The sequence below is a fragment of the Mesonia profundi genome (assembly GCF_031085155.1).
GTDB classification, from domain to species: domain Bacteria; phylum Bacteroidota; class Bacteroidia; order Flavobacteriales; family Flavobacteriaceae; genus Mesonia; species Mesonia profundi.
This window is the reverse complement of record NZ_JAVHUL010000008.1, coordinates 39388-55876: the sequence shown is the minus strand read 5'-3', so window position 1 is coordinate 55876 and position 16489 is coordinate 39388. Positions and strand designations below refer to the sequence as shown.

Here is a 16489-nt window from a genome sequence, read left to right as displayed (position 1 = left end):
TTCCGTAAAGAAGTATTAAATGTGTATTTATTTTTATAAATCCTTTTAAATCTTTTCGCTTTCGCGGAATTTCTTCTGTTTTAAAGCTATTTTTCTCTTTATATCTTCTGGCCAAAGTGTATCATCTTCGGCTTCCAGCACCCTAAGTTTTTGATCTGGTTTCACCTGAAGCAATTCTTCTGGGCGTTCTCCCAAAATTTTTGCAGCCGTAGTCACTCCGGCATGAGCTGCTCCCGCTACCCCGTGTGATAAAACACTTGCTCCAGTAAGATAAAGATTTTCAAAGGGTGTTTGTGTCTTAAAAGCAAACGGACCTATTTGTCTTAAGCTTTTCTCTGTTCCATAAATATTACCCCGAGTGGTATTAACGTAATATTCATTGGTTAACGGAGTTCCTAAATCGGTATGTACCACGTGATCCTTAATTCCCGGAAATTCATTTTCTAAAGAAACCATGAATAAATCGCACAAGCTCCTTTTAAATTGTTGATAAGCTTCATTTCTTTCCTCATCCAACTGTTCATAAGGTTTAAACTGCTCATAGTCTATTAAAGTAACCACTTCAAAATTATGATGCTTTCCATCAAAACTCGTCGGGTCTTTTAAGCTACTACAGCTAATGAACATTCCGGGGAATTCTTCCAATTCTAATAAGGGAGTTTTAATACTTCCGCTTAAAGCTTTATCAATATCTAGTTGGGTAAATCGCCAAATATTTCCGCTATGCATTCCGTATTTGGTGACATCTGTATCTACGGTCAAAAAAAGAATGAGCGAAGTGAGCGAATAACTGGTTTTAGAAAGTTTCTTTTGCAGTTTTTTATTCAAATTTTCTTCTCCCACTAACTTTTGATACGTGGTATGCGGATCTGCATTGCTTATAATCGTTTGCGCAAAAAGCTGCTCTCCATTCTCCAACACTACTCCAACCGCTTTATTCTCTTCCAGAAGAATTCTTTCTACGCCACTTTTAGTTCTTATTTCGGCCCCCAAAGCTTTAAGTCGGTTGGTATTTGCTTTTACCAAGGCTCCGCCTCCTCCCATTGGGTAATAACCTCCATTTTTATAATGCCCCATTAAAGCGCAATGAAACGGAAAAGGTGCTTTACTAGGTGCAAGCGCATGATCGCCACATTGCACCGAAAGTATATTACGTAGAATTGGATCTTTAATAAATTTCTTAAGAACTTTTTCCAAACTAAACAGTCCGTATTTTCCCATTTCTTTAGTTCTAAACGGAATTAAAACATGATCCCAAAAACCATTTAGTTTAGGAATCAACATAATTTGAGCATTCACCTTTTCTATAAGCTCCATCACTTTTAGAATTCCTTTTTTTTCTTCCGGAAAACGGGCAATCAGTTTTGCTGTTAATCTATCGTAACTATTGGGATAATCAAATTGATGCTCGCCTAAATGACATCGCTCGTAAGCCTCGTTATGCATTCTAAAAAAAGTAAGATCGTTGGCAATCCCTAGGCTTTTATACAAATCGCTGGTAGATTCGCCCTCTCCTAAAAGACCTATATAATGTAGACCGGGGCTGTGCCGTTGGCCGTTCACGTAAAAGCTGTGACACCAACCTCCAGGAACCTCATGTTTTTCTAATATCAAAACTTTTTTCCCTCGTTCTGCTAAGCAGATTGCGCTGGTTAAACCTCCAGCACCAGAACCGATTACAATTACATCGTACACGCTTTATTTTTTTTGAAAGATACAAGATTATTTTTTCTTTTAGTCCTGCCCGACTAAGATGTTAGACCCGTCCTCGTCGCAGCGTTCGGGTAAGAACTCTTTCGAACGGGTGCTTTTAGATCATAGAAATTAGATTTAATTTCATAACTATCAATCTAACGTAAAAAGTAAAGTCTAATTCTATAAATACATTGGCTCCCCATTCCATAAATAAAAACTGCCATTTTTAAAGTTTTAACCAGAAGCTAATAATTTTCTTTAGATAGGTATATCATGTTTTCACTACATTTGTCGTCATGATTCCAGGACTAGAACCAAAAGACTTAGTAAAATTAGCCTACGCAAGAATGTATTTTGGCAAATACAAAAATTGGTATTTGTCTGATATTCCAGAACCTTATTACACTTGGTTTTCACAAAAAGGATTTCCAGAAAACTCGTTAGGCAAACAGCTAAAAGCCGTACACGAATTTAAAATTAACGGTCTGGAAGGAATGCTAAAAGAAATCCGCAGAAAATACCCAAAACCGCTATAAAAACTGACTTGCTAAATTGTTTAGCAATTTCTTTATTTCTTCTCTAAATATGAGATAAAATTTGTACTTTTGCGCTCCGTATAGACAATATTTAAAGAACCTAAAAATGGCACAAACTAAGTACATTTTTGTTACTGGTGGTGTTTCTTCGTCTCTCGGGAAAGGAATTATCGCAGCTTCACTTGCAAAACTTTTACAAGCCCGTGGTTATCGAACTACCATTCAAAAACTAGATCCATATATTAATGTAGATCCAGGAACGCTCAATCCTTATGAACATGGAGAGTGTTTTGTGACGGAAGATGGAGCAGAAACCGACTTAGATTTGGGTCATTACGAGCGTTTTCTTAACGTGAATACTTCCCAAGCCAATAATGTTACTACGGGTAAAATTTACCAAAGCGTGATTCAAAAAGAACGCCGTGGCGAATATTTAGGCAAAACCGTACAAGTAGTTCCGCACATTACCAACGAGATCAAAGAACGTATCCAGATTTTAGGAAAAAGTGGCGATTACGATATTGTCCTTACAGAAATTGGTGGTACCGTGGGAGATATAGAATCTCTTCCATACATAGAAGCGGTTCGCCAATTAAAATGGGACTTAGGAGATCATAATTCTTTGGTGATTCATCTTACCTTGATTCCGTATCTATCTGCGGCGAAAGAATTAAAGACGAAACCGACTCAGCATAGCGTTAAAACCCTTATGGAAAGTGGTATAAATGCTGATATTTTAGTGTGTAGAACAGAGCACGAACTGAGCGATGATATAAGAAGAAAATTAGCACAATTTTGCAACGTAAAACAAGAAGCGGTGATTCAATCTATTGACGCCTCTACCATTTACGATGTGCCGAATTTAATGCTAGAAGAAGGTTTAGATACCATTACCTTAAAGAAATTAGACTTACCAGACGATACTGCACCCGATTTAACGCAGTGGAATCAGTTTTTACAACGCCATAAAAATCCAACCGCAGAAGTTACCATTGGTCTCATTGGTAAATATGTAGAGTTGCAAGATTCTTATAAATCTATTTTAGAATCTTTTATTCACGCTGGCGCGGAAAATGAAGTTAAAGTGACTATTAAAAGTATCCATTCTGAATTTTTAGATGTAGATCATCAAAATTCAGTTATTAGTAGCCTTGACGGAATTTTAGTTGCCCCAGGATTTGGAGAAAGAGGAATTGAAGGTAAAATTGAAGCGGTGCGTTATGCGAGAGAAAACAAACTTCCGTTTTTTGGAATATGTTTAGGAATGCAAATGGCCGTTATAGAAATTGCTAGAAACGTCTTGAACTTAAAAGACGCCAACAGTACAGAAATGGATGATTGCACCAAAAATCCAGTCATTGATATTATGGAAAGTCAAAAAAACATTACACAAATGGGCGGCACCATGCGTTTAGGAGCTTGGGATTGTGAATTAAAAGAAGGTTCTTTAATTGAGAAAGTGTATGGAAAATCTCAAATTAGCGAACGTCACCGACACCGTTATGAGTACAATAATGCCTATCAAGAACAATTAGAAGCTGCTGGTTTAATTAGCTCTGGCATTAATCCACAAACCAAATTGGTAGAAGTAGTAGAGTTAAAAGATCATCCTTGGTTTATTGGGGTACAATATCATCCCGAGTATAAAAGTACGGTAGCCACACCGCATCCTTTATTTATAGATTTTATTAGGGCTGCCAAAGTTTTTTCTCAAAAAAGAAAATAATGTCATCTTGTCTTGCGACGGATAAGTGGTTCTTTTTTTGAAATAAAAAAATAAACAAAATAAATGCGTGTTGTCAAGGAAATTTAAGATTTTTGCACGCTGATTTAAATAGATATTCAAGTTATAAGTCGACTTGATCATTGAAACAATTTTATGGATAATAAAAAATTTGACCTAAATTCCCTCATCGGGTTTTTCTTAATTGGAGCCGTTTTACTATGGATGCTCTATTACAATCAAGACGAAACTACAGAAGTAAAAGAAGTAGGGACACCAGAAAAGCAAGAGAGTGTTGAAGCTGTAACTCCGCAAAATGAAATTATCCCTAATACTCCAACGTCTGCAAACGATTCTTTAGGGATTGCACAGGCGAAAGAAAAACTAGGAGCTTTTGGTTATTCTTCTACCCTTCCTTCTGCCAAAGAAAATATTACCACCTTAGAAAATGAGGTGCTAGCCTTAAAAATAAGCAATAAAGGAGGACAAATTGTAGAGGCAAAGCTTAAACAGTTTAAAACTTACGATTCTTTACCTATTTATATTATCAAGGATGGGAATGGATCTTTAAACCTAAACTTTACCACGCAAGATAACCGCTCTATCGCTACGGAAGACATGTTTTTTGAGCCAAGCATTTCTGAAGATGGTTCTTCTTTATCGATGAAATTAAAAGTATCGGAAAATGATTACCTAGAATACTATTACGAATTAAAGCCAGATGATTATATGTTTGACTTTGCTATTCGTTCTAACGGATTGTCTGACGTTATTCAAAAAGGAAATATTCAATTAGACTGGAAGCTAAAAGCCTATCGCCACGCCAAAAGTATTTCTTATGAAAATAAGTATACCGAAATTAAATGGGAATACGAAGATGGTAAAGACGATTATACGGGACAAGGAGATACTGCAGAAGAAAACAGCAAACAAATTTCTTGGATTGCTTTTAAGCAACATTTCTTTAACTCCATTCTATTAACGGATGCTCCTTTTGAAAGTGCTAAATTTGTTTCAAAAAATCTTGTTCAAGATGAAGAAGTAGATACTACGTTTACCAAAGAATTTTGGGCTTCTGTGCCTTTACAACTAAAAGGGGGAGAGTTTAATGAAACGATGGATTGGTATTATGGACCTACCGATTTTAAAGTACTGAAATCTTACGATCGCAATATAGAGGAAGTGGTTCCTTTAGGATGGGGAATTTTTGGTTGGATTAACCAATACTTTATCATGCCTTTCTTTAATCTCCTTAGCGGATTTTTACCTGCCGGAATTGCTATTATCTTCTTAACCATTAGTGTGAAGCTTTTACTTTCTCCGGTTCAATACAAGCAGTACGTTTCTCAAGCAAAAATGAAGGTTCTAAAACCAGAAATTAATGAGCTAAATGAAAAGTACAAGGACAATGCGATGAAGAAGCAGCAAGAAACCATGAAGCTGTACAGTAAAGCTGGCGCTAGTCCTATGGCTGGTTGTTTGCCCGCTTTGATGCAAATTCCTGTATTCTACGCCTTATTTAACTTTTTTCCAAGTGCTTTCGGAATTCGCCAGAAAGGATTTTTATGGGCAGATGATTTATCGAGCTATGATGTGATTGCAGAATTGCCGTTTAACATTCCGTTTTATGGAGACCACGTAAGCCTTTTCCCTATTCTTGCTTCTATTGCTATCTTTATTTATATGACGATGACGACAGGGCAGAGTATGCAGCAGTCTCAACCCGGAATGCCTAATATGAAGTTTATTATGTATCTATCTCCATTATTTATGTTGGTGTTTTTCAACAATTTTGCGAGTGGATTATCTTTATATTACCTAACTTCTAACTTAATTACAATAGGAATTATGTTGGTGATCAAAAACTTCATTATTGATGAGGATAGGATTCACGCAAAAATCCAAGAGAACAAGAAGAAGCCTAAAAAGCAAAACAAGTTTTCTAGAAAGATGCAAGAAATGATGGAACAAGCCGAAGAGCAAAAGAAAGCTAAGAAGTAATTTCCACCACTTATAGATATAAAAAAAGCTCTTGGGATTCCAAGAGCTTTTTTTAGCATTAGCTTTTTAGCATTCTAAATACTTGATGACACATACAACACCAAATGAAATAAATAGTCTCGTTGTTAAATTACTTTTCCACCTGTTTTTCGACTGTTTTTAGTTCTCACTATTCCAATCCTTTTTATCCGCTTAAATCATTATAAAGTTATATGAATCTTTTTAAAATATGATTTCTAAGAAAAATTAGGAATGAATACCTTACTTTGTTGAAAATGATTTTATCAAAAGCGAAGAAATGCTTTATTTTAAACTGTTACTGATTATCGATGAGTTACAATTAAGTCTTGGTTCTTGTCTCCTGGTTCTTTATTGCATAGCAACATATCTAAACTAAAAATTCCTTGACTATGGCAACAACAACGTATCTACCTTATGTAAAAGTCCGTTTTTAGCTTGGATATCGACTCTTACAGAATTCGAGGTACGCAGTTGTGCGTCGGTTAAAGTAAACGTGCTATCTGTTTTAGTAACTTGCAACTGACCTTCCAAAGTGTTTACATTTGAAGGCAGATTGTCTAAGGTAAAAGCATTATTCGTTACGATATGGTTGTTTAATATAGAAGTTAAAGTAGCAGTATCTATATCTTCTAAAGTTGCATTTTGCTCTGGAAAAAGCTCCAATAAGGCCGAATCGAAAGCAGTATTTAAAGGTCCAAAAACCGTAAATGGAACCTCTCCCCCATTTGTACTCGTCAGCCTGTTTATATAATCTTCTAACAATTGATCATCTCTAATTAAAGCGGTTTTGAAGTTCACTAAATCTATATCTGCATTAATAAAGTTAGCTAAAGTAGGCACTTCTAATACGCTGTCTAGAATATGAATCACGCCGTTGGTGGCAATAACATCTTGCTGTACAATACTGCTGCTTCCATTAAGCAATAAACCTAGATTAAGATTAAAATAAGTATCTATAGCTTCATTATTAAAAGCGGTCGCCTTGTTTTTTAGATAACCTGTTTTTAGAAAATCGGTTACAAAGAAGCCTTCTATGAGGTGGTTTTTTAAGAAATTCTCTTTTTCTGAAGTAGTAAAACTTTGATTGTTTAAAAAGGCTTCCAATTCAACACCCAAAGGAGCAAAGATGGTTTTATCCTCTTCGGAATCAATTTCAGTGATTAAATTTTCAGTTGTTAGTTCGTCATAATAAGCTTGTAATCGGGTATCGATTTGCATGAAATCGGATACGCTTGGCGGATTCAATACGTGATCAATTCCGTGTAAAACGCCATTATCTACCTCTATATCTGGAAAAGAAATCTTGGTTTGCGCATTAAAGATCAATTCTTGCTCTGTGTCCACAAAGAGATCTAAATTATAATTCACCGAATCATTCAGCACTTTTTTCGCATTGGTTTTTAAGTAGCCCGTAATAAAATTTTCTTCTTTATTTGGAGTTAATAGAAGGTGATAGTTCACCAATTGCTGCACTTCTTCTTGAGATAAAGCTTCTACGCCAGAGATTCCTTGGGTAGAAAAATAAAGATTCATCGCCTCATTATCTGGCGCAAAAAAGGTATACACTCCCGAATTTCCATCTAAAGTTCCTTCATAACCAGCTTTTACAACTACTGCAGCAATGCTACTGTATTGGTCATTTTTTTGTAAATAGTTGATTATAGAGTTATTTCCCTCTATCACATTGTCATTATCATCATCATCTTGACAAGAAAAAAGAACACACGCAAACAATAAAACTGGCAGTATTTTTGTTAATTTTGACATAGAATAATTCATCTAGGGTTTAGGTTTTTATTTAAGCCCAATATACAAAAACCATCATTCATGAAAACTCAAAGATTTTTTTTAGTTCTGCTATGCATTTCGATGTTCGGAATTAAGAATTATGCCCAAACCGAGAAATACAACCAAACCGACGCGCAAGGAAATCGCCACGGGAAGTGGATGAAAAAATTTGAAGGCAGCACTCAAAAACGCTATGAAGGTACTTTTGAACATGGCAAAGAAATAGGCCTTTTCAAATTTTATAAGGAAGGAAGCTACAATCAACCTGTAGCCACAAAAAAATACAATACCAAAAACGACTCTGTACATATTACGTATTACACCAAAAAAGGCGGCACTGTAAGTGAGGGAACGATGATTGGCAAAAAAAGAGAAGGAACTTGGCGTTATTATCATCAAAATGAAAAACAAGAACTCATGATGATTGAGAACTATAAAAATAATCAGTTGAATGGTGTAAAAAAAACCTATTTACCCGACGGAACTTTAGCTCAAGAAGAAACTTATAAAGAAGGCAAGTTAAACGGACCACAGATTATTTACTTAAAAGACAAGCAAGTTTTACAGTATTATACCTACAAGAACAATGAACTTCATGGAGTTACCAAAATTTACGATAAAGCAGGTGACTTGCTGAGTGAAGGGAATTATAAGAAAGGTTTAAAAGACGGGGTTTGGAAGTTTTATGATGAAGGAAAACTGGTGCAAACCATCACTTATCCTTTACCTAAGCCTCTATTGAAAGTAAAGAAAAAACAAACCGACTAAAATTTCTTATTTTTGCAACTTAAAAATGAAACTGTGAGTAAACAAAGAGTGGTAGTAGGATTAAGTGGCGGTGTAGACTCTAGTGTTACCGCTTACCTCCTCAAAGAACAAGGTTACGAGGTTATTGGCTTATTTATGAAAAATTGGCACGATGACTCGGTGACCATTAGCGATGAATGTCCTTGGCTAGATGATAGCAATGATGCGATGTTGGTAGCCGAAAAATTAAATATCCCTTTTCAAACCGTAGATTTAAGCGAAGAATATAAAGAACGTATTGTTGATTATATGTTCGATGAATACGGAAAAGGAAGAACACCCAACCCCGATGTACTTTGCAACCGTGAAATAAAGTTTGATGTCTTTATGAAAATCGCGCTTTCTTTAGGAGCAGATTATGTCGCGACAGGACATTATTGTAGAAAAGGAGAGTTTGAAAAAGACGGAGAAACTACCTACCAATTATTAGCGGGAATGGATAAGAATAAGGATCAGTCTTATTTCTTATGTCAGCTTTCGCAAGAACAACTTGCGAAAACCTTATTCCCTATTGGGGATTTACAAAAAAGTGAAGTCCGTGAAATTGCCACCCAACAAGAATTGGTGACGGCAGGTAAAAAAGACTCTCAGGGATTATGTTTTATAGGAAAAGTTCGTTTACCCGATTTTCTTCAGCAAAAACTTCAGCCTAAAGATGGAACGATCGTAGAGATTGATGCGCAGGATCCTATTTATCATTCTAATAATAAACAAGATACTTCTCTAACCCATTTATCAGAAAAGTATATGTATACTGCCAACCAAGGAAAAAATGTAGGAACGCACAATGGCGCCCACTATTTCACCAAAGGTCAGCGTAAAGGTTTGGGTGTTGGTGGAACTCCGGAGCCTCTTTTTGTCATCGAAACCGATGTTAACGAAAATGTTATTTATACAGGACAAGGAAAAAATCATCCCGGACTTTTAAGAAAAGGACTTTTTGTAGCCCAAGACGAAGTGCATTGGGTTCGAGAAGATTTACGACTGCCAGTTGGCGCTCAATTAGAAACTAAAGCAAGAATACGTTACCGCCAAACTTTAGAGAAAGCAACCTTATATCAAGAAGAGCAAGGTTTATATGTCATTTTTGACGAACCTCAAACCGCCATTATGGAAGGGCAATTTGTAGCTTGGTATCATGAAGATGAATTACTCGGTTCGGGTGTAATTTCTTAACTTTAAAGAAAATGAAAAATTGTATTCTAGGAGCTTTAATGCTGATTAGTTTTTGGAGTCAAGCACAAGAACACGCGTGGGTTTATTTTACAGACAAACCCAATGTGCAAACAGCGATTAATAATCCCAGTACTATTCTCAGTCCGCGAGCCATTGCCAGAAAAAATCTTCACCAAACCACTATTGATGCTAGAGATGTACCTGTAAATGAAACCTACATCAGCAGCATTAAAAACCAAACAGGGATTACGGTAAAAGCAAAGTCTAAATGGTTCAATTGCGTACATGTTTTAGGAAGTATTCAGCAAATTAATAACCTTACTAATTTAAGCTTTGTACAAGATATTGTCTTTGCAAATGATATGCTTAACGCTAAATCCAATCAAAATCAGGATGAAGCCATATTCAATCAAAAATTTGAGGTGAATGCCAATTACAGCTATGGTGCTAGCAGCAATCAAATCACTATGATGCAAGTAGAAAACCTGCATCAAAATGATTTCACCGGTAGCGGAATGCTCGTCGCGGTTTTAGATTCTGGTTTTCCTAATGTGCTTAGCAATCCTGGCTTTGCAGATTTAAACCAAGACAATCGTTTGCTGGGAGGCTATGATTTTGTCGCAAGGTCTACTAATTTTGCCGATCCTAATTCACACAATCACGGAGCAAAAGTACTTTCTGATATGGTCGGTTTTCTCAACAATCAATTTGTGGGAACTTCTCCTGAGGCTTCTTTTTATTTGTTTAGAACCGAAGATGCCTATGCTGAAACTCCTTTAGAAGAAACCTATTGGGTAGAAGCCGCCGAAAGAGCCGATAGTTTGGGCGTAGATCTCATCAACTCTTCGCTGGGGTATTATACTTTTGATAATCCCGACTATAATTATACGCCTCAAAATATGGATGGCAACACCACGTTCATCACCAAAGGAGCAAATATTGCCGTAGAAAAAGGAATTTTAGTGGTTAACGCCGCAGGAAATACCGGTCAAGATGCAAGTTTTCCTATTATTAACGCGCCTGCAGACGGAAATGTTCTCAGCATTGGCGCCGTAGATCAAAACGGAGATTATGCTTCGTTTAGCTCTGTTGGGCCTTCAGCAGACGGACGTGTAAAGCCAGATGTGGCAGCACAAGGGGCTGGAGCTGCAATAATTGATCCCGATGGCAGCGTGACTTTCTCTAACGGAACTTCTTTTGCCGCCCCCATTATGACCGGCGCAATTGCCAGTTTATGGCAGGCCAATCCCCAAAAAACCAATCTAGAAATTATGCAGATTGTACGGGAATCTGCCTCACGCTACAACAATCCTAACACCGAAATAGGTTATGGGATTCCCAATTTTTCGGTCGCTTTGCAAGAGGTGCTTTCCATAGACGAGCATCAAAAAAATACTACGATAGCTTACCCCAACCCTACTACAAACAATCTTTATTTAAGTTACGCTTCCGCGGAAGCGAATACGCTAAGAATGTATAATTTGTTAGGCGAGAAAGTCTTAGAAAGCAAGAACACCAAGCATATTGATATGACGCCTTTTGCCAAAGGAATGTACCTTTTACACATTACAAAAGGAAGTCAGGAACAAACGCTAAAAATCATAAAAGAATAATGCATACCAATAAAATTACATCACTTTTTAATATTAAATACCCTTTAATACAAGCCGGAATGATCTGGGCCAGCGGTTGGAAACTTGCCAGTGCGGTAAGCAACGCCGGAGGTTTAGGGATTCTAGGAGCGGGATCTATGTATCCCGAAATTTTAAGGGAACACATCATTAAATGTAAAAAAGCCACCAGTAAACCTTTTGCAGTCAACGTACCTATGCTCTACCCTAATCTGGAAGAGATTATGAAAATTATCATAGAAGAAGGCGTAGAAATTGTTTTTACTTCGGCAGGGAATCCTAAGACTTGGACTTCCACTTTAAAAGAAAAAGGAATAAAAGTAGTACACGTGGTAAGTAGCGTAAAATTTGCGCTTAAAGCGGAAGCTGCCGGAGTGGATGCCGTCGTAGCGGAAGGTTTTGAAGCCGGCGGACATAATGGTCGAGAAGAAACAACTACGTTTACCTTGATCCCAATGGTTAAAGAAAAATTAAGTATCCCGTTGATTGCAGCGGGAGGAATTGCTACCGGAAGAGGAATGCTTGCCGCCATGATTTTGGGCGCAGATGCCGTACAAATTGGAAGCAGGTTTGTCGCTTCCCCTGAAGCTTCTTCGCATCAAAATTTTAAAGAGATGGTGGTAAAAGCACAGGAAGGGGAAACCCAACTTACCTTAAAAGAATTAGCACCTGTACGTTTATTAAAAAATAAATTTTTCCACGATGTGATGGAACTTTACACCAAGCAACCTAGCAAAGAAGATTTAATAGGTCTTTTAGGAAGAGCCCGAGCTAAAAAGGGAATGTTTGAAGGCGATTTGGAAGAAGGAGAACTAGAAATAGGTCAGATAAGTGGCTTGATTAACGAGATCAAACCTGCTGCTAAAATTGTTGAAGAGATTATCACCGAGTTTCACGAAGTAGTGCAGAAAGAGAAGTTTGTTTTTTAGACTTTAGTGTTTTTCCGAAAGAGGCTCGCCCTAACGTAAGGCTGGGAAAGACCGGGGAATATTTTGGATTGAACTAAAAAGTATGAGATTTCTCCTTCTTCGAAATGACAACACGAATAAAAAAGATGCTGAAACGAGCCCAAAATGACAAGTGATTGACATTCCGAAAGAGGCTCGCCCGAACGTTAGGGCAGGAACTACCGAGGAATCTTTTACATAGAACTAAAAAGAATGAGATTTCTCATTCTTCGAAATGACAACTTAAGAAGGATATATAAACTGAATATCTTTTTCGATATCTGGATGAAGACTCTGTAATACAGGGCAAGTTAAAGCTGCTTTTTCAAGTTTCTTTTTAGTCTTGTCTTCATAATTTTCAGGAAAAGTAAACTGCACTTCAATTTTAGAAATTCGGCGTGGATCAGAAGCCATGGTTTTGGTGATATTTGCTTCTGTATTTACTAAATTGATTTCTTCTCTTTCGGCTAAAATCCCCATGATAGTCATCATACAACTTGCTAAAGCGGTAGCCACCGTATCGGTTGGAGAGAACGCTTCTCCTTTTCCTTTATTATCGGTTGGAGCATCGGTTAAAAAGGTATTTCCACTTTTAAGGTGTGTGTTTTTAACTCTTAGATTTCCTTGGTAAACTATGTTAGAAGTGATCATATTTAATCGTTTAAAACTTTAAGTTCAAGATTTTCTTGGTATTGCATTAGATAAACAGCATCGTTATAAAACCCACCAATCATTTTTTTATGATAGCTAAATTTATTCTCAATATATTCTGAAGTTCCCTCAATGCTTAAAGATTCATAAAAATCATCGGCTGCAGCCAGTCTTAAGATGACATCTAAAGTTGTATCATAACCTCTAACCGCATATTTATTGGGAATCACTCCATAATTTTCTTTATAAGTCTCTACAAATTCACTTAAGGGCTCCTTTTGATACTCTTTAGAAATGGAAGTATATGTAAACTTTAAATTGGTTAAATATTGATTTGGCACTTCATTTTCAAACGTATCGTTTTTATTGGAAGTAAACACTCTAATATCATACCGCTTAGAAAGTGCATTTAAATAAGAAGAGCTATTGGTTACCAAAGCCACATCATCTGCTTCAATCACAACCCAATTCTCTCTATTCTTATCTAATAAATTCGTTAAGTCTGACTGTTGTAAATAATCTGCTCTTCGCTGCGTGATTACTCTAGTTTCGGGAATGGTATAAGTCAATTTATCTTTAATAAATTGATGTTTTTTATCTGCTAAGATCAAGATGTTCTTCCCTTGCTTTAAGCTATCCAAATAAGTAATTAAAACTTGCTCCATCATCAGGTCAGAAGGGCGAGTTTGAATAAGATTACCATACCCTTTAAGATCTCCGCTAGTTAAGGGAGACAAAATCGGTACATTTTTCTTATTTAATAAGCGAGAAGCCTCTTCTATATTAGAAGTTAATAATGGTCCAATCACAACCTGAGTATCAGAAAAATCATTTTTAGAGATGATCTCACTCACTTTAGATTTACTTCGTTGTGTATCGTAAATTTTAGCGTCTACATAAACACCTAGCTCTTCTGCTTTATCGATCGCTTCTTGAACTCCGCTATAAAAATCTAATGCAATTCTTAGTACTTTATCACTTTTAAGTTGTTCCTCCTTATCCGTACTTTCTCCAAATTTCTGCAAACTAAGTGGAAGCATAACCGCAATTTTCTTTCGGTTATGATTAGTGATCATTTGCTCAAAATCTATTTTTTCAGCATTGTTAGACGGCGTTAGTTCTTTAGCTTTTTTAGGAATTTTAATACTCATTCCTGCTTGTAAGCCTTCTTTTTCTAATTGAGGATTCCAAGCTACTAAAGAATCTTTAGATACCTGGAAACGTCTGGTAAGACTATAGAAAGTTTCCTTGGGTTGTACTTTATACATCTGAAAACGAGCATCCAAATTAGCGTCTGGTTGACTCTCTACTGCTTTTTTATTTTTATTGACAATCTTAAGCAACTGTCCTGCTTTTAATTGCAAAACTCCAGGATTCAATTCATCCAATTGCTCCACACTTAATCCATATTTTTTTGAGATCCCATACTTGGTTTCTTTGGGTAAAACAATATGAATCACATTGCTAAAAGAAGACTCACTTAAAGACTCATTAAAATCAATTACTTTTTTCTTTTCTCTAAAAATAGGAATTTTAATCAAGTCGTCTTCTCCCAATTCTTCATTTTTTAAATAGGGATTGTATTTTTTGATTTCTTCTATCGAGATGTCATTGGTTTTAGCCAGACTATAAAGCGTTTCTTTGCTTTTTACACGATATTGCTTAAAGGTAACTGAACTCCCTTCTTCTGAAGTAGGAACTACCTCTTCGGTTGGAATTACTAAAACGGCAGAAGAAGACAATCGTTTGCCTTTAGCATCTGGATTGAGTCTGTAAATAGAGGCTTCAGAAATCTTATACGTTTGAGCAATACTTTCTACAGTTTCTCCTTTTTGTACTTTATGTGTTTTATATCCTTGTGCATATCCCCATTGGAAAATTCCTACACATACCAATAAAACTTGAACTAATTTTTTCATCTACTCGTTTTTATATTTATTCCCACTCAATGGTTGCTGGTGGCTTAGAGCTTATATCATACACTACTCTATTAACGCCTTTAACTCTATTTATTATAGTGTTTGATATTTTTTGTAGGAAATCATAAGGTAAATTCACCCAATCTGCCGTCATTCCATCAGTAGATTCTACCGCTCTCAATGCTACTACCTTTTCATAGGTTCTTTCATCTCCCATTACACCAACCGAATTTATAGGAAGTAAAATTGCTCCCGCTTGCCATACTTTATCGTATAACATCCAGTCTTTTAATCCTTGAATAAAAATATGATCTACTTCTTGCAATACTCTTACTTTCTCTGGCGTAATATCTCCCAAAATACGAATGGCTAACCCCGGACCTGGAAAAGGATGTCTTCCTAAAAGTTCAGGATCTATTCCCATTTCGGCTCCAACTCTTCGTACTTCATCTTTAAACAACATACGTAAAGGTTCCACCACTTTTAATTTCATGAAATCGGGTAAACCGCCTACATTATGATGTGATTTTATGGTTGCGGAAGGTCCGTTAACGGAAATAGATTCAATCACATCTGGATAAATGGTTCCTTGCGCTAAAAATTTCACATCGTCTAATAAGTGAGCTTCATCATCAAACACTTCGATAAATACGCGACCTATAGTTTTTCGTTTTTCTTCTGGATCGCTCTTCCCTGCAAGCGCATCCAAGAAACGTGCCGAAGAATCTACTCCTTTTACGTTAAGACCCATATCTTTATATTGGTCCAAAACGCTATCAAACTCATTCTTACGCAGCAAACCGTTATTCACAAAAATACAGTATAGGTTTTTGCCTATCGCTTTATGAAGCAATACTGCGGCAACGGTAGAATCTACTCCGCCACTTAATCCTAATACTACTTTATCGTCTCCTATTTTTTCTTTCAGCTCTGCAACAGTATTATCTACAAAAGCTCCTGGTGTCCACTCCTGCTTTACTTTAGCAATTTTTACCAAGAAATTTTCTAGTAATTGTTTCCCATCGGTAGAATGATATACTTCTGGATGAAACTGAATCGCAAAAGTTTCTTCTCCTTCAATTCGGTACGCTGCATTTAACACATCTTGCGTACTTGCTAAACGAACGCCATTTTCTGGCAATTCCTTTATGGTATCACTATGAGACATCCAAACTTGAGAATTTTCAGTAATCGCTTCAAAAAGACGCTCCTTATCTTTAATAATAGACAAGTTGGCTCTTCCATATTCCCTAGTTTCTGAAGGCTCTACTTTTCCTCCATGAAAGTGAGCTAAATATTGCGCCCCATAACATACCGCAAGCAGAGGCACTTTTCCTCTAATCTTGGATAGATCTGGATGCGGAGCATCTTCATTACGAACCGAAAAAGGACTTCCCGAAAGAATGACCGCTTTAAACGTTTCTACGTTTTCTGGAATCTTGTTGAAGGGATGTATTTCGCAGTAGATATTTAACTCTCTAACTCTTCTTGCTATAAGTTGAGTATACTGCGACCCGAAATCTAAAATAAGTACGTTGTTTTGCATAGGCAAAAGTAATAATTTGAGTTAAAATTATGCTGCTTTTCATTTAGA

General features: G+C 36.5%; 12 protein-coding genes. 7 read left to right on the top strand and 5 right to left on the bottom strand.

The window, feature by feature from the left end; translation table 11 throughout:
- Positions 1–45: 45 nt before the first annotated feature.
- Positions 46–1695, bottom strand: coding sequence for a phytoene desaturase family protein (locus tag RBU60_RS04620; protein ID WP_308863511.1), 1650 nt, complete (start codon positions 1693–1695; stop codon positions 46–48).
- Between the two features lie 296 nt (positions 1696–1991).
- Between RBU60_RS04620 and RBU60_RS04615 the strand changes: the two genes are divergently transcribed.
- The 3 genes from RBU60_RS04615 to yidC all read left to right on the top strand — a co-directional run bounded on the left by RBU60_RS04615 (position 1992) and on the right by yidC (position 5955).
- Positions 1992–2231 (top strand): DUF3820 family protein, encoded by a 240-nt coding sequence (locus tag RBU60_RS04615; protein WP_308863509.1) that lies wholly within the window; start codon positions 1992–1994, stop codon positions 2229–2231.
- A gap of 106 nt (positions 2232–2337) precedes the next feature.
- Entirely contained in the window at positions 2338–3957 is a 1620-nt protein-coding gene (locus tag RBU60_RS04610) for a CTP synthase (protein ID WP_308863508.1), read from the top strand.
- 153 nt (positions 3958–4110) lie between these two features.
- Positions 4111–5955, top strand: coding sequence for a membrane protein insertase YidC (yidC, locus tag RBU60_RS04605; protein WP_308863507.1), 1845 nt, complete (start codon positions 4111–4113; stop codon positions 5953–5955).
- 408 nt (positions 5956–6363) lie between these two features.
- Here the strand turns inward: yidC and RBU60_RS04600 are convergent, their stop codons facing one another.
- Complete coding sequence (locus RBU60_RS04600) at positions 6364–7743, bottom strand: fasciclin domain-containing protein (RefSeq protein WP_308863506.1); 1380 nt, start codon at positions 7741–7743, stop codon at positions 6364–6366.
- Positions 7744–7803: 60 nt separating this feature from the next.
- Here RBU60_RS04600 and RBU60_RS04595 point away from each other — a divergent pair, with 60 nt between their 5' ends.
- The 4 genes from RBU60_RS04595 to RBU60_RS04580 are packed head-to-tail and all read left to right on the top strand — an operon-like array spanning position 7804 to position 12307.
- Positions 7804–8532, top strand: coding sequence for a toxin-antitoxin system YwqK family antitoxin (locus tag RBU60_RS04595; RefSeq protein ID WP_308863505.1), 729 nt, complete (start codon positions 7804–7806; stop codon positions 8530–8532).
- 33 nt (positions 8533–8565) lie between these two features.
- Positions 8566–9747 carry a tRNA 2-thiouridine(34) synthase MnmA gene (gene mnmA, locus RBU60_RS04590; RefSeq protein ID WP_407660191.1) on the top strand — a complete coding sequence of 394 codons (1182 nt, stop codon included), beginning with the start codon at positions 8566–8568 and terminating at the stop codon, positions 9745–9747.
- 11 nt (positions 9748–9758) lie between these two features.
- Complete coding sequence (locus tag RBU60_RS04585; RefSeq protein WP_308863503.1) at positions 9759–11360, top strand: S8 family serine peptidase; 1602 nt, start codon at positions 9759–9761, stop codon at positions 11358–11360.
- Entirely contained in the window at positions 11360–12307 is a 948-nt protein-coding gene (locus RBU60_RS04580) for an NAD(P)H-dependent flavin oxidoreductase (RefSeq protein ID WP_308863502.1), read from the top strand. The genes RBU60_RS04585 and RBU60_RS04580 overlap by 1 nt, the downstream gene beginning before the upstream one ends.
- Before the next feature lie 261 nt (positions 12308–12568).
- On the opposite strand, the gene RBU60_RS04575 is transcribed toward RBU60_RS04580, so the two are convergent.
- From RBU60_RS04575 to guaA, 3 genes are read right to left on the bottom strand one after another with little or no spacing between them, the layout of a single operon-like run.
- Entirely contained in the window at positions 12569–12973 is a 405-nt protein-coding gene (locus RBU60_RS04575; RefSeq protein ID WP_308863552.1) for an OsmC family protein, read from the bottom strand.
- 5 nt (positions 12974–12978) lie between these two features.
- Positions 12979–14895, bottom strand: a complete 1917-nt coding sequence (locus tag RBU60_RS04570; protein WP_308863501.1) for a LysM peptidoglycan-binding domain-containing protein — start codon at positions 14893–14895, stop codon at positions 12979–12981.
- Positions 14896–14911: 16 nt separating this feature from the next.
- The gene (gene guaA, locus RBU60_RS04565; protein WP_308863500.1) at positions 14912–16441 is read right to left on the bottom strand and encodes a glutamine-hydrolyzing GMP synthase; all 1530 of its coding nucleotides are present in this window, start codon (positions 16439–16441) and stop codon (positions 14912–14914) included.
- Positions 16442–16489: the final 48 nt, after the last annotated feature.